Origin of the sequence: Staphylococcus sp. GDY8P131P (assembly GCF_017891975.1) — a bacterium.
Classification (GTDB): domain Bacteria; phylum Bacillota; class Bacilli; order Staphylococcales; family Staphylococcaceae; genus Staphylococcus; species Staphylococcus nepalensis.
This window is the reverse complement of the sequence record NZ_JAESKF010000020.1, coordinates 1-22060: the sequence shown is the minus strand read 5'-3', so window position 1 is coordinate 22060 and position 22060 is coordinate 1. Positions and strand designations below refer to the sequence as shown.

At 32.2% G+C, this 22060-nt stretch carries 19 protein-coding genes; 5 read left to right on the top strand and 14 right to left on the bottom strand.

Features of this window, described 5'->3' with window-relative positions:
- Positions 1-51: 51 nt before the first annotated feature.
- A complete protein-coding gene (srtA, locus tag KA894_RS12865; protein ID WP_096808413.1) occupies positions 52-651 on the bottom strand; it encodes a class A sortase SrtA in 600 nt (199 codons plus the stop codon).
- A gap of 159 nt (positions 652-810) precedes the next feature.
- On the opposite strand from srtA, the gene KA894_RS12860 reads away from it, so the two are divergent.
- Positions 811-1980: an ArgE/DapE family deacylase gene (locus KA894_RS12860; RefSeq protein WP_210133995.1), complete on the top strand. Its 1170-nt coding sequence runs from the start codon at positions 811-813 to the stop codon at positions 1978-1980.
- A 192-nt stretch (positions 1981-2172) separates the two neighbouring features.
- On the opposite strand, the gene KA894_RS12855 is transcribed toward KA894_RS12860, so the two are convergent.
- On the bottom strand, positions 2173-2844 hold the full coding sequence (locus tag KA894_RS12855) for a haloacid dehalogenase type II (RefSeq protein WP_096808411.1): 672 nt from the start codon (positions 2842-2844) through the stop codon (positions 2173-2175).
- Between the two features lie 211 nt (positions 2845-3055).
- Between KA894_RS12855 and KA894_RS12850 the strand changes: the two genes are divergently transcribed.
- Positions 3056-3319 carry a hypothetical protein gene (locus KA894_RS12850; protein ID WP_096808410.1) on the top strand — a complete coding sequence of 88 codons (264 nt, stop codon included), beginning with the start codon at positions 3056-3058 and terminating at the stop codon, positions 3317-3319.
- Positions 3320-3642: 323 nt separating this feature from the next.
- Here the strand turns inward: KA894_RS12850 and KA894_RS12845 are convergent, their stop codons facing one another.
- The 4 genes from KA894_RS12845 to KA894_RS12830 all read right to left on the bottom strand — a co-directional run bounded on the left by KA894_RS12845 (position 3643) and on the right by KA894_RS12830 (position 8766).
- A complete protein-coding gene (locus KA894_RS12845; RefSeq protein WP_115341934.1) occupies positions 3643-4716 on the bottom strand; it encodes an NAD(P)-dependent alcohol dehydrogenase in 1074 nt (357 codons plus the stop codon).
- Positions 4717-4734: 18 nt separating this feature from the next.
- Positions 4735-6219, bottom strand: coding sequence for a xylulokinase (gene xylB, locus KA894_RS12840; protein ID WP_103373047.1), 1485 nt, complete (start codon positions 6217-6219; stop codon positions 4735-4737).
- 15 nt (positions 6220-6234) lie between these two features.
- On the bottom strand, positions 6235-7530 hold the full coding sequence (locus tag KA894_RS12835; RefSeq protein WP_229718971.1) for an MFS transporter: 1296 nt from the start codon (positions 7528-7530) through the stop codon (positions 6235-6237).
- A gap of 210 nt (positions 7531-7740) precedes the next feature.
- Entirely contained in the window at positions 7741-8766 is a 1026-nt protein-coding gene (locus tag KA894_RS12830; protein WP_096808407.1) for a LacI family DNA-binding transcriptional regulator, read from the bottom strand.
- A gap of 345 nt (positions 8767-9111) precedes the next feature.
- On the opposite strand from KA894_RS12830, the gene KA894_RS12825 reads away from it, so the two are divergent.
- Positions 9112-11205, top strand: coding sequence for a helix-turn-helix domain-containing protein (locus tag KA894_RS12825; protein ID WP_207606677.1), 2094 nt, complete (start codon positions 9112-9114; stop codon positions 11203-11205).
- 112 nt (positions 11206-11317) lie between these two features.
- Here KA894_RS12825 and KA894_RS12820 read toward each other — a convergent pair whose 3' ends face one another.
- Genes KA894_RS12820 through KA894_RS12810 form a run of 3 tightly spaced genes read right to left on the bottom strand, consistent with a single transcriptional unit; the run spans position 11318 to position 14093 of the window.
- Positions 11318-12778 (bottom strand): ABC transporter ATP-binding protein, encoded by a 1461-nt coding sequence (locus tag KA894_RS12820; protein WP_115341931.1) that lies wholly within the window; start codon positions 12776-12778, stop codon positions 11318-11320.
- A gap of 9 nt (positions 12779-12787) precedes the next feature.
- Complete coding sequence (locus KA894_RS12815) at positions 12788-13507, bottom strand: energy-coupling factor transporter transmembrane component T (RefSeq protein ID WP_103373593.1); 720 nt, start codon at positions 13505-13507, stop codon at positions 12788-12790.
- 1 nt (position 13508) lies between these two features.
- On the bottom strand, positions 13509-14093 hold the full coding sequence (locus KA894_RS12810; protein WP_115341929.1) for an MptD family putative ECF transporter S component: 585 nt from the start codon (positions 14091-14093) through the stop codon (positions 13509-13511).
- Positions 14094-14845: 752 nt separating this feature from the next.
- Between KA894_RS12810 and KA894_RS12805 the strand changes: the two genes are divergently transcribed.
- Positions 14846-16183, top strand: a complete 1338-nt coding sequence (locus KA894_RS12805) for an aspartate aminotransferase family protein (protein ID WP_119487720.1) — start codon at positions 14846-14848, stop codon at positions 16181-16183.
- Between the two features lie 18 nt (positions 16184-16201).
- Positions 16202-17290, top strand: a complete 1089-nt coding sequence (locus KA894_RS12800; RefSeq protein WP_103372604.1) for a YkvI family membrane protein — start codon at positions 16202-16204, stop codon at positions 17288-17290.
- A 109-nt stretch (positions 17291-17399) separates the two neighbouring features.
- Here KA894_RS12800 and KA894_RS12795 read toward each other — a convergent pair whose 3' ends face one another.
- From KA894_RS12795 to pgsB, 5 genes are read right to left on the bottom strand one after another with little or no spacing between them, the layout of a single operon-like run.
- Positions 17400-18992: a gamma-glutamyltransferase gene (locus KA894_RS12795; protein ID WP_096808401.1), complete on the bottom strand. Its 1593-nt coding sequence runs from the start codon at positions 18990-18992 to the stop codon at positions 17400-17402.
- Positions 18993-18994: 2 nt separating this feature from the next.
- Complete coding sequence (locus KA894_RS12790) at positions 18995-19153, bottom strand: hypothetical protein (RefSeq protein WP_096808400.1); 159 nt, start codon at positions 19151-19153, stop codon at positions 18995-18997.
- Positions 19143-20213 carry a CapA family protein gene (locus KA894_RS12785; protein WP_103372605.1) on the bottom strand — a complete coding sequence of 357 codons (1071 nt, stop codon included), beginning with the start codon at positions 20211-20213 and terminating at the stop codon, positions 19143-19145. The genes KA894_RS12790 and KA894_RS12785 overlap by 11 nt, the downstream gene beginning before the upstream one ends.
- A gap of 14 nt (positions 20214-20227) precedes the next feature.
- Entirely contained in the window at positions 20228-20680 is a 453-nt protein-coding gene (pgsC, locus tag KA894_RS12780) for a poly-gamma-glutamate biosynthesis protein PgsC (RefSeq protein WP_096808398.1), read from the bottom strand.
- Position 20681: 1 nt separating this feature from the next.
- Complete coding sequence (gene pgsB / locus KA894_RS12775; protein WP_096808397.1) at positions 20682-21839, bottom strand: poly-gamma-glutamate synthase PgsB; 1158 nt, start codon at positions 21837-21839, stop codon at positions 20682-20684.
- Positions 21840-22060: the final 221 nt, after the last annotated feature.

Below are 22060 nucleotides of genomic sequence, written 5' to 3'. Positions count from 1 at the left end.
CCTAAAGTAGGTTGCTATTGGAACACAGGCTTTATCTTTTTATTATTAAAATTACACCGCTTCAGCAATAAATATCTTTCTATCTTCCCACTCCCCCGTTTGCTCATTATAATTATCGCAAGTAATTAATGTCAGTTGCTTCTTGTCCGTTGGTTGCTCATCCAATATTTCTACCGCATCTGGTTTTACGTCATAGATTTCTGTAATCTTATATTCTCGTTGTGCTTCTCCAACTTTAAAATAAATCTTGCTTCCCTTTTTGGCTTCAGGTAACCTAGAAAATTGGTAATCCGAATGTCCTACCATTGTATGACCAGCAATCGCTATATTTTGATCATCTAATGATTCATTCTCCTCTGCAAAACTCACGCCCCTATCTAATTGTTCGGGCGTGGCTGGTCCAGGATAAACAGGTGTTTTAATATCTGCATCTGGTACTGATAAATAACCTGCCATTTGAGTTTTATCTTTAGGTATTTCTACTTTTTTATTTTTATTTTCTTTAGAATGTTTATCATAATGTTCTATTTTATTTTCATTGTCTTTTTGTGCGAAGTAATCATCTATTTTCGGTTTTGCAAATAAATAAATTGCAAATAAAATGAGTGCCACGCCAACTAATGTGACAAGTTTGCTTACCCATTTATTCATATAAATATGACTCCTTTTTCTTTGTAAACATATTCAATATAAGTATAGCACAACTTTTTAATAAAAAAAGTTACTTTATAACAACTTCCCAAGTTTTGAAATTTCAGTATAGTGGTATGTATGATTATGAATTAATTTATACAAAAAGGAAGTGTTTGTATGTCCGTACTTTCAAGTGACGAACGTGTTAAAATTTTATCTGATATGATTGAAATTCAATCTGTAAATGAAAAAGAACTTGATGTTGCGCATTACTTAGAAAAACTATTTAATAAACACGGTATCCAAACCCAAATTGAACAACTAGAAGGTGAATCTACGCGAGCTAACTTAGTAGCTGAGATAGGTAATGGGAAACCAGTCATCGGCGTTTCAGGACACATGGATGTTGTCACAACAGGCGATGATAGTTTATGGAATTATGATCCGTTTAAACTGACAGAAGATGACCAAGGTAGATTACATGGTCGTGGTTCAGCAGATATGAAATCTGGACTAGCTGCATTAGCAATTAGTTTAATAGAAATTAAAGAAGCTGGTACATTAGAGCAAGGTACAATTCGATTTATGGCAACAGCTGGAGAAGAAATAACAAGTAATGGCGCAGCTTTACTACATAAGAAAGGCTACATGGATGATGTAGAAGCGCTATTAATTGCAGAACCTTCACAAGATGGTATTGTGTATACACATAAAGGGACAATGGATATACAAGTTGTATCCAAGGGTAAATCTTCACATAGCTCAATGCCTGAACTAGGCTATAATGCTATTAATCCTTTAGTAGATTTTATCCATTATTTAAACAATGAATATAGTAAAGTAGATATTAAGAGTGACTTATTAGGCACACCGACCATGAATTCTACAATTATAACTGGCGGAGATCAAGTCAACTCAATACCAGCTTATGCTGAATCATTGTTTAATATGCGTACAATTCCAGACTACGATAACAATAAATTCGAAAATTTATTTAACAGCATCAAAGATCGAGTAGAACAAGAAAGCAATGCTGATATCACTGTTAATCCTTATGTCAATCGTGATCCTGTATACACTAAAGGGGATAATGAATTCTTAAAATTAGCTAAATCTTTAGGCGATGAATACTTTGACCGAGATTTAGAAGTGACATCTTCTACTGCAACTACAGACGAATCATATTTAATGAAAGACAAAGACGACAACTTTTCATTTGTTATGTATGGCCCCGGCGAAACTGGGCAAGCACACCAAGTCGATGAATATGTTTATAAGCATACTTACCTTAAATTTATAGATTTATATAGTCAATTATTACCACAGTATTTAAATAATGCTAATTAATATGAATAGAAGCGTATAGATAATGATATCTTTTCTAACAAGTTTCCTAACCTCGCTTCTTGTAGGAATGGCTATAGGCTATCCTAGGATGAAACATTATTTATGTCCTAGAAAGATTATAAGAGGACGAGACGTTTATTAAATGTCTCGTCCTTTTTTCTATCAATTCGTCATACTATAGCTTAATTTTTTCTATTTTATTTCTAACCAATTAACTATTTCGTTTAAATTATTAACCGTTATTGTAGGTGTCTGTCCATTAAAATCGAAAAGCTCATTATGTCTATTGACCCAAACAGTATCAAAACCAAAATTACTTGCACCTGTAACGTCCCATGAATTAGAAGAAACAAACAAGATATCTTCTCTCTTCAAATGATAATATTTTAATATTAATGCGTAACTCGCTGGACTTGGTTTATATTGTTTAATTTCATTTACACTTATAACCGTGTTAATATAATCACCTAACTCAGAGTTATCAATCAATGGCATTAACATATTGTCATTTCCATTTGATAATATACCGACATCAATCTCTTTACTATTTAATAGTGATACCACTTGGGGAACTTCTTCAAAATATTCTAAATCTAAAAATGAATCAAATAATTGATTAACATCTTCCCTATTATATTGTATTTCATGGCTCTCCATTGTATAACGTAACGCTTCTTTTGTTAATTCATCAAATGGAATATAACGTTGCATAATTTGTTTTAAAAACATGTGATTTAATTGCGTTTTTCTCCATAATTTAGAAATTGATGTTGCTTGCGCATCATCAAACTGAACCATATCTTTCTTTAAAGAGGACATATCAAATAGTGTTCCATAGACATCAAAAATAATTGCTTTATACATAACGAACCTCCCTTTCTATTTACACACTTATATATTCATTAACACGTTTTAGTAAAATAAAACAATTTCTTCTTCAACAATTATTTATTCTAAAAAACTAAAGTTGCTTGATTTAACTATCCTTTATATTAATTTATTGTAAATTTTTCAAATATAGCATTAATACGCCTTAATTCGGTTATAAGAAAAGTAAGAGAGGAGGCAGTTTGTTATGAGAAAAACATTTCTATTTGATTTATTAAGTCTCTTTTTTATCGCAATTGGTTATATGTTAATCATTACGTTAATTCTATTTTCTTTTGACTTTTTAGAAATTCAAACAACTGGTTCAAGCTTTTTAGAAACCCTTAGTACAATAACTATATTTCAGTTTTTCAATCATGATATATTTAATGGGTTATTCACATTATTTTTAATTGTCTCTTTCTTATTGTTCTTGTATAAAACCATTGAACTCTATCAAAAAAATAAGTGAATGACTTCAAAAACTTTAAACCCCAAATTTGTCGCTCTATTTTATTTAAAATGCATCACATTTATTTCATTTTAGGTTTTTATGAATTTTATATTGTAACACTATATTATAAGTTATATAATATTCTAAGAGAATGTATTGTGCTTAAGTTTTGTAGTGCCATCTATCATCATAGTTATATTCCATTCCCATAATTAAACTTTATGCACCCATTTTCACTAATGGTATTGCACTACATTCTCAGCAAATGTGTAAAATTTTACTCATTTGAAAAGAGATCTAAAACCACTTTCAGGCAGTGGTTTTAGATCTTCTTATATGAACTATTTATTTGATTTTCCGTTTGGGTATACCATCACTTTTAATGAGCCACTCTTGTTCGTTCTCGCTCTTTCCATAGCCTCTTGCGCCTCTTCTAAATCGTATGAATCAGTGAACATGGTATTTAAGTCCGCAGTAGTAGATGATAACATTTCAATGCCCATAGGATAAGTATTAGCATATCTAAAAATGCCAACAACATTAATTTCATGATTAGCAATAAACGGTATGTTTAATTCGATATTTTCTTGTTGAGGTAACCCAACAATAGCTAAAGTACCGCCATTATTTAATGCTGCTAATGCGTTTTGTAACGCTGTAGGGTTACCGGCAGTTTCAAAGGCATAATCTACACCTTTGTTATTTGTTATTTCATTGATACGCGTAGCTACGTCCTCTTGTTTAATGTTTATAGCGTGTGTTGCACCAAGTGTTAGTGCTTCTTCTAATCTTATTTGTTCAAGGTCTGACACTATAATTTTTGTAGCACCAAACGCTTTAGCCGCTACAACAGCCATTAAACCTACTGGGCCCATACCCATAATTACTACTGTGGAACCTGGTTGAACATTTGCTCGTTTACATGCTTGAACTCCAACTGAAAATGGTTCATTTAATGTAGCTTCTTCAAAAGATAACTCATCCGGGATATGGAATAAGTAACCTTCGGGATGACTAATATATTGACTAAATGCCCCATCAATCGGTGGTGTAGCTAAAAATTCAACATCAGGGCATAAATTATATTTACCAGATTTGCAATACTCACATTCTCCACATGGTACACCCGGTTCAATAGCCACTCTATCTCCTTGCTTAAAATGTGTAACTTCAGATCCGACATCTGCGACTACACCAGCACATTCATGCCCTAAAATCAAAGGGTTTTCGACTACAAACTCGCCAACTCTACCGTGTTCATAATAGTGAACATCTGACCCACAAACACCTACTGCCATTACTTTCACTAAAACATCCGTTGGACCTATTTTAGGTACTTCAACTTCTTTAAGCTCCATATCAAAAGGTTTATTTAATATTGAAATATTCATCGTTTCTGGAATGTTATTATTCATTTCAAATTCCTCCTAAAGTTAATTAATATTTAATAAGTTTTGTGTTATTTCTTTTGTTTGCTTATATATCTTTCTATAAATTTCAAAATATTGATTATATAATTTATGATTATCTAAATTAGGCTTATAAGACGTTCCTATTTCTATAAATGTGTCAGTACAGTCTTCCATAGATTCAAACCATCCTAAACCGTAAGCCGCTAGCATAGCTGCTCCCATGCTTGGCCCTTCTTCGTATTTTAATGCAGTAACTTTAGCGTTAAAAATGTCAGCTTGCATTTGTAACCAGAAGCTATTCTTTGCGCCTCCACCTATTGAAATAATCTCATCAATCTGTCTACCACGTGCTCTCATATATACTATAGATTCATATAATGAATAAGTAATGCCTTCAATAGTGGCACGCGAAAAATCTTCCTCACTCGTGTTACTATTTATTCCAATAAAACTCCCTCTAATATATGCATCTCCGTGTGGCGTGCGCTCTCCTTGTAAATAGGGTGCAAACAATAAGCCATTTGCTCCAATGGCTGATTTTGTCGCTAAATTCAAAATTTCATCAAAAGACTTTTGCTTAAAAAATGTCTCTTTCAACCAATTCAAACTGTGTCCTGCACTTAAAGTAACGCCCATTGCATAAGACATGTTGGGCATAGCATGTTTAAAGAAATGAATATTATAGCCATAATCATCTTCATTACTCTGAGTACATGATAAAATCACTCCCGAAGTACCAATGCTGCACAACGTTTGCCCCTCATCGATCACGCCTGAGCCCAGTGCACCACACGCATTATCTGCGCCACCAGCAAAAACTGCAATATCTTCTGTTAAATTTAACTCTTTTTTTATATCTTCAGTAATATGTCCGACATAACTATGAGATTGTACAAGCGGTGGGTAAATGTCACCAAGCCCCAACTGATTACCAACTGCTCTATCCCAATCATTTGTATTCGGGTTAAGTAAAAGCGTACCTGCTGCATCACTATATTCCATAGATATATTTCCAGTTAATTTATAACGCACATAATCTTTAGGTAACAGAAATACCTTTAATTGTCGCCAATGCTTTGGTTCATTCTGTTTTAGCCATAAAAGCTTAGGCAACGTAAACCCTTCAAGTATTGGGTTTTTTAATAATGTGTTTCCAAACTTACTTTTTATTTCCTCACACTGTTTAGATGTTCGAGTGTCGTTCCATAAAATTGCATTTCTAATAGGCTGATAAGCATGATCTAAAGGAACTAAACCGTGCATTTGACCAGAAAATGAAAGACCACTAATTTGCTTATCATTCATTGTTTCTCGGTTAATTAAAATTTTAATGCCTTCTTTAACTGCAATCACCCAGTCTTCAGGGTCTTGTTCATTATAACCAGGGTAAGGCTGTATCAACGTTAAAGGAACGCTTGATTGATCAATGATATGCCCTTGCTTATTTGCAGCAATAATTTTTACTGAACTTGTACCTAAATCGATACCAAGCACAACATTTTCCATTTATATCTTACCTTTCTAATAGTTTTGAGTTTGGGTATTTAATGGCGTTATTTTACTATCATCAATGCCCGGTTGATGAACTTTGATATAATAAGTGATACCTGCGCCGACGAAATAACAAATTGCAAAGGCCCAGACTACGCCTACTTCATTGAATATCGGTAAAATAATAGTTGCAATTAAAGGTGCGATAAAATTACTTAATCCTGCAGCAAGATTATGTGAAGAAAGTGTAGCACCGATATGATTAGGTTCTAATGCAGTAAAAATAGCAAAAATTGGTACAAACGCTGACTGAGTAATACCAAATAAAACAGCACATAAAATTGCGATAGCAAATACATCGCCGCTGAGTATTGGTAAATAATAGAATAATAAGGTCGTTATTCCACAACCGATACAACCAAATATCATAACTTGGCGTTTCCATCCAATTTTATCAGCAATAACACCCCAAATGACATCACCTACAATACATGTGACATGCATCGTTCCCCATGTCCATAACCATTGTTGCATTGAAAAGCCTATAGTATCCGTAAATAACACAGGGAATATAATAACTAAACCAAATAAAGATAATTGATTTATAATTCTCACTATAAATACTTTAATAATATCTGGGTTTTTATATACGATACCTATATCTTTTAGAACTTTTGAATATCTTTGTTTTACCGATAACATTATATTTGGTTTCACATCATGTTTACCAACAACTATAAACGCTATTAAACCACCGACAAAAATCCATATTAATGACATCCATAATGTTCCATTAAATCCCATAAAAGGAATTGTAAAGCTAGGTAAGTAGGTACCAATAACACCCATGCCTACTGAAAACATTGCCCAAAACCATCCAATAGCTGTCGCTAATCTAGCTTTATCAGTGATATAAGTTACCCACACTAAAAATCCGTATAAGAATAATGGATAGCCTAATCCCCTAATACCATATAAAACAAGCATCATTGGCAGACTTTCCATTCCTAACCCAAACACTAAAAACAACACATGAAATATTAACCATATTATAGTGCCTAAAGCCATGATTTTTTTCGGTCCATAAACGTCAGATAAAACAGCGGCAAGCCATGATCCAACAACAACCATCACACCATAAACAGTAAATACTAAAGATGCTTGGCCACCTGAAAAACCTATATCAACAATATTCTTTGATAAAAACGCTTGTTCAATACCGTCTCCTGTCATAAAAATAAATATAGCAATAAGTGCTATAAAAATAATTCTTGGAATACCCATCCATGTTTTCATACTATTTTTAGAAATCGTCTCGTTATTCAAACTAATTCCCCCTTTATTTTAATAAGACTTATAAATCAGCTTAAACGTTTAAGTTTTGGCTATGAAACAAACGGGATGGAAAACAAAAACTTGATTTCTTAAGCCCGTATTTATAATAATGCGTGTTATTTCTGAATAACTAAGTAAGTATCACTTATAAGGTTCAGTCGCCAACTACAGGTAATAATATTGCAAGTATCTTCTTTTTAGTCAAAATGATTTATCTGAAACAAAAGAACAAGATTCGCGAATTAATAATTTTGTAGACAGTTCAACTGAAGCAACCGCTTTACCTTGAATAAGATTATGAATCATTTCCCCAGCGACACGCCCTATTTCTTTTGTTGGTTGTGAAATTACAGATAGTTTCGGCGTGTAAATTTCATTCCAATAACTATCATCAAAGCCAACAATGATAATATCTTCGGTTATTTTCTTTCCGCTTTCTTTTATAGCTTGTAAAGCACCCAACAACAATAAATGGTTCGTTGCTACTATAGCTCGAACGCCCTGATAAATCAGCGCTCTTGTTGCGTGGTAACCACTATCAATTTGCGCATCTGTACCTAATTGTTGATTACTATAATAAATAAGTTGTTGATCTATTGTAATGTTATTTTTAGCTAAAGCTAGTTCATACCCTCTTTTTCTTTCTGACGTTGTGCTAATATCGGGATTCGCTAGTAGCAAACCTATATTTTCAGACGTGCTATCAACTATCCTTTGTGTTGCATTAAAAGCTGCTTTTTCATTATCAACACTTATAGATGGTAATGCTTCTCCATATATTTTCCTATCTATAGTCAAGATAGGGGTTTGATGCCACTCTTTTTTTAGATTCAATCGAGATTTCACAGGAACTAAAATAATAGCGCTTACATTTTGACCTATAAAAGTTTCGATTAATGCTTGTTGTTTGAGTTCATTTTCTTCTGATGAAACGACAGCTACATGTAAATGATGTTTTTGACATTCGTTGTTTAATTCTGTCAGGATTTCTGTAAAAAAAGGATTTTGGTCAGGTACAATAAAAACAATCAGGTTAGATTGGCCCGTTTTTAAACTTCTTGCAAAATGGTTGGGTTCATAATTTAACTTTTCAATCGCGTCTAGCACTTTTTGTTTTGTCTTTATACCTAGTTCGGTACTTTTGTTATTTAATACATTTGAAACTGTTGCAATAGATACGTCAGCAACTTTTGCTACATCATGTAGCGTAGGTTTATTGTTTGCCATGACACTCACCTTAAACGTATAAGTAATAATTTGACTTATTTATGTCAACACGATTCATTGTAAATACTTATGTTAATTTTTGCAAGCGTTATCATAAAACTTTTTAATTTCATCTTAATTTTTATTAGTTTGTGACCAATTAACACTATTTTTAATTCATCAGGTCTTTTTATTAATCAAAATTAACTTTTTTCATTTTTTGTAAATTCTTAAAGTACGAATTATTAATTCAAACTATCACTATAATAATCTTCCCTTTTGACTCAACTATTTTTTCAGTGTCAATTGTACAATAACGTTAATAATTTAATGTGAGTCTCACATAATAAAGTAAAGGTGATATTTGTGATTAGTTCTCTGTCTATTAGGAATCATTATACAACTGAATTAGAGCGATGTATAAATGAGATTATTATTTTAATTCCTATAAATAAAGTATGCAAAATAAATTTAAATGGGGCCGTAATAACTATAAATAACGGATGTATTATTAACAATGCAGACTTATATCAATACATTGATGTTGAAAATCTTGTAGAACTCAAAATTCCATTACCTTTATTTGTAGAAAAAGATAAAACCATTGCTAACGCATTTTTTGACTTTAAACAAATTAAATATGCAGAGCAATTTAGAAATTTAGTATTGCAAAAATTACATGATAATATTCAAGATAAAGCTGTTATGAATATTTATATATCAAATATTATTGATTTTTTACTAAAAGAAGCAAGAGTTAATTTAAAACATCCATATTTGCCATACTTATATACAAAACACCCTTTAGTTCAACGCTTAACCCAATATGTACATAAACATATTGATGCGTCTTTATCTACAAAACAAGTTTCCAATGTTTTTTATATTTCACAGTCCTACATCTCCATATTATTTTCTAAAATATTAAATATGAATTTTAAGCAATATACAAGTTCACTTAAGATTGCATTATCATTACATGATTTACTAAAAGAAGAACAAAGCATTTACGATGTTGCAACGAAATATAGTTTTACAAATGTTAGTACATATTCTAAAAATTTTAAAACTTATGTCAATGTACCACCTAAACACTATATTTACCAGTTTAGAAAGAATCGTTTTAACGAACCTTATCAAGTTTCATTAAAAACGCCGAATTTATCTCAAACTATTACTGAATTACATCATCTTTCCCATCAACAATATATCTCATCTAACCGTATTATTTTAGATAAACTTAAATACAATGAAAAATTTAATATGATGCACACTTTTATAAAAATTGAAGATTGGCATATGCTGCTATCTTTCAATCAGTACGATCTCCAATATAAGATTAAAGCACTGATTCCAAATCCAAATTTAATAATTATTCATACTGGTTTCGATCATTTAAACAAACTAGAGTATCAAAAAGTATTTAATGTCCTAAAACGGTTAACTAATCAAGGTTATGATATAACATTGAAAGTTGATAATTCATCATTATCTCAGACTATTGATTATCAAATCATTAAAATACTGGATTCATTATCAACTGTTAATGATAGCCTCTCACACGTCAGTTTGCTCTTTGTCACTAATCAACATACACTATTACAAACTCAAAGCTTGATTCAAAAATTTAAGCACCAATTTCCGAGCATCGAGTGTGGCGTAAATATTGATCGTTTAATTGAAAATGGAGGCATTTTATCCAAACTTTCGCAACGCATGAGCGCCCTAAAAGCAGATTTTTATTTCATCGATATGGATTGGTTAACATTAGGTAACATCATTTCAACAAAATGGGTTAATTCAAAAAATGATTTTGATATACATCAAGTAGTCACATTGTTTTTAAGACGCATACATCCCACGTTGGCTAATAAAATTATATTAGGTTGTATAACTCATAAAACACTAAAGCATTATTATAATGACATGTCACCATCATCACATATTCTATTACTCCATTCTTTAATTGAATTTCAATCTTCCATCAAAGGCTTTGCTTTTCCATATTTTTCTGAAGATGATGATCAATTTATGTTTGTTAATCGTACTCATAGTACTATGCCGCTTGTACACATTTTAAGTCTGTTGAAACCATTTTTAAATCTGAATATAGTCAAATTTAAAAATGGCATTATAGGTAAATCAAAATATCATACGCATGTATTGTTATATAATCAACTTTTTTCTTCTACAGAAAAATCCTATTTAGTAGCAAATATTATGCATAACTTTATCAGTGACTTTCCTGTTTATACGCGTATTCTCAACCAAAACCATGGTATCATTTCTCATTTAATACCAAATAATCTTGATTTGAGTTATATTGACCCAAAAATACTAGAACAAATTAACAAATCAAATCATCCACTTTCTAAACTAAGCATGCATTGTCATCATGATCCGTTAACTATCAGAATGAATACATCAGAAATCCAATACATTATGTTCCCAAACGTTTAATCATACAAAATAGACAATAAAAAAACGAGATAGAAATCAAATAAAAAGTTATGATTTCTATCTCGCTTATATAACAATCACAAGCGTATGTTTTTAAACTTATTCAAAATGTTTATATTATATTAAAAAATGTTTGTAATTTCTCTATAGTATCGTTATTAATTTCATATTGTGCTTTAACTTTTCCATCTTCTAAATGTAAAATTTCATCTGTGCAAGACAGTAACATTTCGTAGTCGTGTGTGATAACTAACACTGTGTGCCCTTCATATGCCAGACGATTGATAATTTTACTCATCTCTCTCATATGGTGGCCGTCTAACCCACTTGAAGGTTCGTCGAAAACTAATATTTCTCGTTTAGTTTCAACTGCACTAGCTATTGCTAAGCGTTGTTTTTCTCCACCTGATAATGATAACGGATGTCTTTGTAAATGTTCCGAGATACTATAATTTCTAAGGCATCGTCTAATCATCTCATCATCTAATGTTGGGTTACTTAACTTCAACTCTTCTTCTACACTTTCAGCAAATAATTGATTGTTAACATCTTGAAATACCATATATACATTTGACAGTCTATGACGCGGTTTTAACGTTACTTGATTGTAATCCACTGTGCCTTTAAATTTTTTCTCAACCCCAGTTAAACCACGTGCTAATGTTGATTTTCCTGACCCGTTTCGACCAATAATTGTTGTTACCTTGCCTTTACTAATATGAACATCATCTATATTTAACGCTAACGGCTGATTTCTTTTATATTTAAAATAAAAACGATGTAAATTCAAATATCCATTTCTACTATTGAGGCTAGATTTTGCCTTTAATTGACGCAAATGAATCATTCGTAAACCTAAATTGGTTAACTGTACATGTGATAAACGATTAAATTGCTGATTATTATATATTTTCTTTATTGATCCATACGACATAACAATAAAGCGATCTACAATTTCAGTTAAATAATGTAAACGGTGCTCTGCAATTACAATGGTTTTTCCCTCAGATTTCCAAATTTTAAGCATTTGTTTTAACTTTAAAATTGTATTAAAATCCAGGTTTGAAGATGGTTCATCTAAGATAATCAGTTTGTGTCCATATACTTGAATCGCACTACAAGCAAGCAATTGTTTTTCTCCACCTGACAAATTAAATATATCTCTGTTTAAAAGATGTTCTAAATTAAATTGCTTTACGCTTTGATTAATACGTTGTTTAATTTCATTAGCTGGGGTGCCATAATTCTCCAGTTCAAATGCTAACTCACTCGTTGTATTCAAACAAAAAAATTGAGATCTTGGGTTTTGAAAAACAGAACCGCTTTGTTGCGTTAATTCATATACCTCTTGAAGTTGTATATCCTTATCATTCATTAAAATTTGGCCGTCAATTTCTCCATTATAAAAATGAGGTATAATACCATTAAGCATCCTTGTTACAGTCGTCTTTCCACACCCTGAAGCACCAGTTAAACAAATAACCTCTCCATCATCTATAGTAAGGTTAATATCGTTCAAAATATTTTGTTCGTTTGCTTCGTATCTAAAAGATACATCTTTAAATTGAATCATATTCTACCCTCACACTACATAATAAAAAATACAAAGTAACAGTGTTATCATCAAAAACAACCAATCTAACCAGCGTATGTTAAGTGAAATAATGGATGTACGCTGATGTGTTAAATTTAAGCCTCGTGTTATTGAAGCAATCGTTAATTCATTACCAATTTTCACGACACTGTTTAACAATGGAACCACGCGGTATTCAACGTATTGAATAGGTTTTATAAAAGCAAATTTCAATGATATGCCTCTCATTTTCATAGCGTCTTTGATGGAAATTGACTCCTCTTTGATTGTTGGTAAAAATCTAAACATGACTGCAATGGGTATAGTCACCTTTCTAGATAATTTTAACCGTTCCAAGCCTACTATTAAGACTTCAATTTGTGTAGTTTTAAAAATATAATATCCCATTGCTAAAGACGGTAAAAACCGTGTAACAATACCCGAAGGTACAAAAATTAATAAAGTTGCAACTTGATTGTGATCAATAATTACAAAAGCCTCTCCATACCAAGCTAAGATGGTTAAACACAAGATAATTAACCCTACTGTATATTGTTTTATACATATTAGTAGTAATGGTGGTATGAACATTAATAGTAATCTTATATAAACTTCGATACCTGTTACTCCACCTGTTAAGGCAACAAGAGAAATCATCAGTATGAGGCCAATTTTAATTCTAGGATCTAAGTTAAATAAATGGTCTTGTCGGATTATGTGATTATACATATTAAATCATACCTGTACGTTTGAAATGTTTTTTTAAAATCATTTTTGCGATATAAGCTCCAATCACTGCACCGATAACCGTGGTAATAATAATAACGGGTATCATTTCAACTGAAAACAAACCAGCAACAGTCGTCTCATATTCAACACCATATTTTTCTTGAATAAAAGATAAATATGAAGTTCTCATAAAGTAAAATGGTATAAAAGTACCAATTGGCCAAAATGAAAAGATAATATAGCCTAAACAATTTTGTTTCCAATTCTTATAATGTCCCCAAGCCATTATGCCATCTGAAATCAGTATAACGGGGACACTAAACACTAAAGCTATCCAAGGATGGCCCATAATAGCTAATATCAAACTAACTATAATACCACATATAGATAATGCACCAAACTTTTGAACTTTTGAAATAAGCAACATGATAGGTATACCACCTACTAAACCAACCATTGCAGGAAGCAACAACATGAAGATGGGTATAATGCCTAATATGCCTGGAGGTGCTATAAAAATGAAATATATTGCCGTAAAGAGTCCAATATTTATTAAATCCTTAACTTCTAACTTACTATTTTCCATCAGAAACTCCCTCTTTACATCATTCACTAAATATTATTAATACGCGTAAACGTAACTAATTTGCTAAACTATTACACATTAAAGATACTATAATTGAAAATCATTATCAATTACAGCGAACTAATCTCTCACCTAAATGCTATTTATATAAAAAGAGATTAGGTTAAAAAGTTACGTGAGCCATGGCTTATGCATAAGTGTCACTAACTTAATAAATTAAATTGAGACTTAGAGCTTTAAAAGTATAATACAAGCTTACTTTTATTCAGACATCTATCTCTAATTTCAAAAATAATCATGATTTCGTTTTTGTATCGTAAACGAATCATGCTCTTTATTATTATAAACGAAAAATCCCTTAAAAACTAACTATCCATTTCAGTTTACAAAAGTCATCCTAGCGCTTAATTTTGCATTAAATAAAATAACTACAAACGTAAATTGAACACACTTTCTATTATCACAAATCTAATCCCCAAAGATTATATGTGTTATATTACATATTTTTAGCGTTATTCAACTTTAAATTTTCAGAATATATTTACAATTCGGAATTTTCTTAGTATATTCATACGTATCAGCATTCTATCGTTATTAGAAAATACAATGAAAGCAAACGTATAAAAAATGCTTAACAACACAAATTCACTTTATAAAAAGGGACTAAAAGTGAATTCTTTTATTTAAGTTTTTACAACTTTTAAATCAGATGATATGCAACAAAACGTGGGAGGATTTGAATTATGGAAAAAATGAAAAAATCAGAGCAATTAATCAATCAGGATAGTCAATATTTTGCAAAACCAGGACGCATAAAATATTATCCACTAGCTATTTCTCATGGGTATGGTGCCACATTAGTAGATGTTGATGGGAATACATATATCGACTTACTTGCTAGTGCTAGTTCACAAAATGTCGGTCATGCACCTAAACAAGTAACAGAAGCGATCAAATCACAAGTAGATAAATTCATTCACTACACACCTGCTTATATGTATCATGAGCCTCTAGTAAAACTTTCAAAAAAACTTTGTGAAATTGCTCCAGGAAATTATGAAAAGCGCGTACTTTTTGGACTTTCTGGTTCAGATGCAAACGATGGTATCGTAAAACTTTCTCGCGCCTATACAGGCAGACCTTATATCATCAGTTTTGTTAATGCTTATCACGGCTCTACTTATGGTTCATTATCCATGTCTGCTATCAGTCTTAATATGAGAAAAAAATACGGTCCGATGTTACCTGGATTTTATCATATTCCTTTTCCGGATAAATACAGAGGTATGTTTGGTAGCCCAAATGTAAATACTGTGGAAGAATACTTAGCCCCCCTTAAAGAAATGTTTGAAAAATATGTACCTGCTGAAGAAGTCGCATGTATTGTTATTGAAACGATTCAAGGGGATGGTGGATTATTAGAACCAGTTGAAGGCTATTTTGAAGCATTACAAGATTTATGTAAGTCTCACGGTATTTTATTGGCTGTTGATGATATCCAACAAGGTTTAGGACGCACTGGAAAATGGAGTTCGGTGACGCATTATAATATCGAGCCCGATTTAATTACTTTTGGTAAATCTTTAGCCGGCGGATTACCGATGTCAGCCATTGTCGGTCGCGCCGAAATAATGGATACATTAGATGCCCCTGCGCATTTATTTACTACTGGTGCAAACCCAGTAAGTTGTGAAGCTGCTTTAGCCACAATTAGTATGATTGAAGATGAAAATCTGCTGCAAGGCAGTACTGATAAAGGCGCCTATGTACGTCAGCATATGGATCAATGGAAAGAACGATTTGAATCTGTTGGGGATGTTAGAGGTAAAGGATTATCTATTGGTATAGATATTGTTTCTGATAAAAAAAATAAAACGCGTGATGGTGAAGCTGCACTGAAAATTTGTAACCGTTGTTTCGATAATGGTGTTGTTATTATTGCAGTAGCTGAAAATGTACTCCGTTTCCAGCCACCCTTAGTCATAACTTATGAGGAACTAGATACAGCGTTAAATATTTTAGAATCTGCCATTGAAGACTTAGAATCTGGAAAATTAAATGATTACGACATTGCTGGTCAAGGTTGGTAATAAATGGGAGGGACAACTATGCAACAACAAATCAAAATCACAAATATCATTAAACTTAGCGGTGCTTATATCGCTTACTTAATTGGTTCTGGTTTTGCTACTGGACAAGAAGTCATGCAATTTTTTGCATCTTTTGGTGTATACGGTATATTGGGTGCTTTAGTGAGTGCAGTACTATTTTGCTTACTTGGTTCAACATTAATGATGAAGGGTTACGACCTTCAATTAAAGCAACCAGGTCGAATATTTAAGTATTATTGCGGTAACATTGTAGGAACAATTATTGAATATTTTACAATTGTTTTCATTTTTAGCATTGTAGTTATTATGATTGCTGGCACAGGCGCCGTTGTAGCAGAACAATTTCATTTACCAAATTTAGTTGGCGTCTTAGGTATGGGTGTGGTAGCAATGCTTACAGTAATTTTAGGGTTGAATAAATTAGTTGATATTATTGGTACTGTTGGCCCAATTATTGTCATTTTAACAATAGGTATTTGTTTAATTGTCTTCTTCTCAAATATCGGTAACCTATCTAATATGCTCTATTTACCTGAAAGCGCAAAAAGCTTACAACCAACCAATCATTGGTGGCAATCTGGCGGACTCTTTTTCTGTTATAACATTTTAGCTGGAAGTATTTTCTTCTCACAACTTGGCCAACAATCAAATAGTAAAAAGGAAGCTGGCGTTACAGGTATTATTGGTGGGGCGGTATTAATGTTAACGGTCATTGTGATGATTATCGCGCTACTCGTACACTCAAATCATGTATTTGATTTAGAAGTACCAGTACTTTATCTAGGTAATACCATTGCACCGTTTATCGCGCTATTGTTTTCAGTATGTATTTTATTAGGTATTTATTCTACAACTGCACCTATGTATTGGTTAGTAAAAAATGAATTTATGAAATTGGTTCCTTCAAAATTAGGCGTACTTGTCACAGTTGTACTAGGCATTATATTTATTATTTGTGGTACGTTACCTTTTGGAGAACTCGTTTCGATTATTTACCCATTCGTTGGATACGTGGGCGCCATCGTTGTAGTTATCATCTTTGTCCGTACACTATATAACTATTTTACTCAAAAACAAAAAGCATAATCCACAAATGACACGCAGTCGTTTTATTCAAACATAAAAAAGATGACGTTCTAATCACTCAAAAGAACGTCATCTTTTTATATTTTAATATCTATTGCCTAAAGCAATATTATCTATTCCCGACGTCATGACCGATTTCTACTGTTTTATCATTTTTATTATAAACTGCAGCTTGGACGCTACCAAAGTTAGGGTCATTACGTTTTTCTTCAGTTTCAAAACCTAAACTATTAAATATATCTATGTCTTGTTTACTTGTTGCGTTTTCATAAAATACCTTGCCATTATCGTTGTAAAAACGTGGTTTATCAATCGATTCTTGTAATGTTCCGTCACCACGTAAATAGTCGATAATCACTTCGTTTAATGTAGTAGGTATTTTGTTTCCTCCAGGTGTGCCAATGCCCATGTAATAATCCGGTCCAACTATAATGCTAGGTGAAGTAAATGACCGTGGTTGCTTATGCTTCTCACCATAATTTGGACTTGCAGGATCAGAAGAGAAGTTACCTAATGAATCATTCATATAAAACCCTTCTTTCATATAGTCACCTGAACCAAAGAAACTCGCTAGTGTATTGGTAGTACTTGCTATTTCTCCGTTTTTATCAACTACTACAAAATGCGTTGTACTTGTATTATCAACATTATTTGTATTGAAATCACTACTAACATTGATTTTGTTTAATTTATCTAAAATATAACCTTGAGAAAGATATTCATCATAGTCTTCATCTTGACCGTTGACAATATCTCTATTTCCATACATTAAATTTCTAGATTTTAAAATACCAGTAATATAATCTAACCGGTCATTTGATGCTGTTTGGCTATTTGTTGCTTCATCAATTTTTAAGCCTTGTAACATCAGTGTACCTCCTAAAGGATTGGATGCAGCATAAACCGTATTATTTAAATATTGTGTACTAACTGGTTCTTTTTTCTCTGTTTTATAACTTTGAAAATCTTTTTCTGTTAATTTATTATCCATTTGTTTAGAGACGCTTTTTCCTACTTTATCATAGAAATAATCTGGCCCGTTATCTCTAATACCTTTTAAGGTTTTCGCTAAAGCTGGTTGCTTGATAACATCACCTTCTCTTTTGGTTTGTGCGCCATCAAAGAAAGGTGAATCTCTATCCACATCTGAGCCATATAACTTCAAACTTCTTTCAAGTTCTGAATCTACTTCAAATCCTTCTTCAGCTAAAGGGATAACATAATTCATCACTTTCTTTTTGTCCATCTTTCCCGCTTCATTATGCGCATCATCAATACCTCGAACGAAACCTGGCACGCCAACTTGGTCCTTTTGTTTATAATTAAACGAAGAGATGTCCTTGTATTGCCACTGTTTTGGTGCTACATTTTCTTGACCATCATAAGCTAACATTGCACCTCCGCCACCAAGCCCTGAAGAGTGTGGTTCCGTAATAGCTAAAGCATAAGAAACACCCATAGAGGCATCCACTGCGTTGCCTCCATCTTTCAATATTTTTTCTCCCACACGTTTAGCAATCGGATTATTTGAAGCAACACCGTAATTTTTATCTGATGCATCATGTTGATGATCAGCGATTTTATTCTCATATAAATCATCTTTATTATAATTATCTTTTTTCGTGACTAAAAAAAACATAAAAGAAATGATAATAGTAAGGAGTAGTATTACGATGAGCGTTTTTTTATTATAAATACTCATAGTTATGCTCCTTTAGATAAATACTGATGATGCGAAGTTTTAAGTTCATTTTGTTCATAGTGATCTAAACCTTCGTTTGCTCTCGCGAATACAATTAATATTGTGATAATAAGAATGACTGTAATTATTGTAAGACTTACCCAATGATCTTTAATGTTCATATACATAACCTCCATTCTCTTTTTTCAGTTCGACGTTTTCACCTTTGATGTTATTTAATAATTTGGTTTCTTCTATCTTGTTCGGTGTAGCTTTCGTTAGCTTACCGCCTACTGATTTGATAGGCGTTACCATAAATTTTGAATGCTCACCATTCCAATTTTGCTGAACAGCTAAACCTTGTTTATTTTTTGATAAGAAATCTTCTGAAGTTACATTTCCTAAACTATAAAAAATATTTGTGTCTTTATAATTTTCAATTTCTTGAACTACGGTATTATGACCAATAATAGTATCTGCACCCGCGTCTGCTAAAGAATGTGCATATTGTTTTTGTCTTGTCGTAACAGACCTTTCATCTGTCATGCCCCAATCTACATTAACAACCACGTAATCATTGTTTTCTTTTAATTTTTTTATTATCGGTATATAGATATTGGGTTCTAAACTGATGGATGTAGTATTTTTTAACGGATCTGCGTAGTCAGATTCAATATCTGTAAAAGATACATTGGCAATTTTCTTGCCTTTTATTGTTTGTTGTACCGTTTTACTATTAATTGGATTTGAGCCATTTCCAGTTAAAAAATTATAACCATTTTGTGCTTCAACAGCTCTACTAAAATCTCTAGCAGTAATATTATCAGTAACTTGATTAATAATATTTAAACTTTTTATATTTAATCCTTTTAAAAACATTACATTTTCTAAATTTTTATGAATGTTGGTTTTTCTATCATCTGAAAAATCCGATAACTTCAAACTGGCTGTTGAATAATCACTTCCATGTAAAAGGTCTTTAATAGAACTAAAAGTATCATTTAAATCATTTTTTCTTATATGTTTATTTAATTCCACGTTACCTAAATATGTCAGTTTGATTTCTTCTCCATTTTTTTCCATAGCTTTAACAGGTACAAAATCTTGATTTTTTAAAACAAATCCTAATAAAACAAGTGCAACAAGCAATATTAAGCCGGTATATATGGAATTTCTTTTTTTATGGCGTTTTGTCCATTTCAATACACGCTCATTTATAGAAAATCGTTTGGATTGCTTCATATCTCTGCTCCTTACTAATTAATAAAGCTATAAAAGAATAAGATAACGTACGTAATACATGTTAGTAACATACATGTGGATAGGGTAATAACGACGCCTTGCTTTTGTATTGTGTTCGCAATAATACCAGGAATCACAACACCAATACCGGACATTTCAACCATTTCAAACGGTGTTATTGGATAAATTAAGTCAAATACAAATTTTAATACCATGCCTGTTAATATCATAGCAGCGAATTTTCTACGTCCATATAATATAACGAAGCGACTTATACCATGATTAACAATGAAGTATGTAATACAGCTAATGATTAAGACTGATAGTAGCATAATGGGTTGATCAAAAATGAGTGCTAGATACCCTGGAACGACTAAACCAGCAGGACTAATACCAAATTTTTCGGCAAAGATAAGACTAAGAACAATGCCTACAAATAATGAAAAATATAACTCTGAACCTATCATATTAATTTATCCCTTCTATATATTGCGCTATTTGTTTACCTGGTCCGTGAATATTACCTACACAAAATATCAATGCGTTTTTAGATTCTGTGTAAAGCGCATGTTCAACTTCTTTTATACTTTTGCCTTCAAAATTTAAATATTTTTTGTCAGGCAAATCATGCATCACTTCAGTGACCATTTGTGTGCTCTTTCCAGTACAAATTAATGTATCGAACGGTACATCTTTTACAAAGTCTTCAGCAAATTGTCGTGTTCGATCTACTCTGTCAGCACGACAATTTAAGACAATCACAATTTTTTGGTACGGGTAATTGTAAGATTCTACCTTATTTAAAATTGCTTTAGTAGACTGTGGTTCATTGGCTGCAAAAGCATTGACGTATACGTTTGTAGTTTCATTTGCATTAAAGTATTTTACTTCAACCGCGCCAACATCTGGCGGAGCGTTAAGCATACCTCTTAGCGCCGTATCACGATCAATACCTAAGGCTTCTGCCACACCCATTGCAATAGCCACATTATCTGGAAAGACAATGTACTCAAATTTTCTCAGATAGGATTCTGGTACTTCATCCTTATCAACAACGATTAACTTTGTCTTACGTCTTTTGGCAACTTTTGCAAAAAAGGGAGTGTAGTCATCTTTCATAACTATCAAATGCCCTTTATAAGGGATCGTAGCGGTAAATGCTTGAGCAACTTCATCTAATGTTGGTCCAAGCACATCCATATGATCTTCCATAACATTTACAATGACGCCAATATTAGCCTTCACCAAATCTTTTTGAAATATAATTTGATAATCAGGGTTGACAGCCATACATTCATTTACTAATGCATTCGCATTTTGTTTCACAACTTTTCTTACGATATCTCGTTGCTCACCAATATTTGCTCCTTGAGGTTTCCTGTATACAGGATATTCTCTAGGCGTAAACCAGTACATCATACGCGCGTCTGTACCAGTTGTTTTACCAATCACACGGTACTTATCTTCCCGTAAAATACTGTAAATCAAGCGGGTGATTGTTGATTTACCTCTGATGCCATTAATATTGATACGTATAGGAATCTTTGCTAATCTGTCAGAATGTCTTCGTTTTTCAACGATGCCTAACCAAAGAATGACGCCTACACAAATTATGATTAGTAGCAAACTTTGTCCCTCTTTTCCTGCTCATATTTTCAGTCGTGTACTAAAGTCATCAAGCTATTTGAAAACTTTAATTAAAAGAAATGGTTCAATATGTTATAACCTTTCAATAAAGACATAATATCATCTAGTTATTGATCTCATATTAAGTCTATAAAATATCTGTTAATTAAATGTAAAATTATATTTAATCTCCCAATAAACAGTCAAGTCCAGACTCCTGT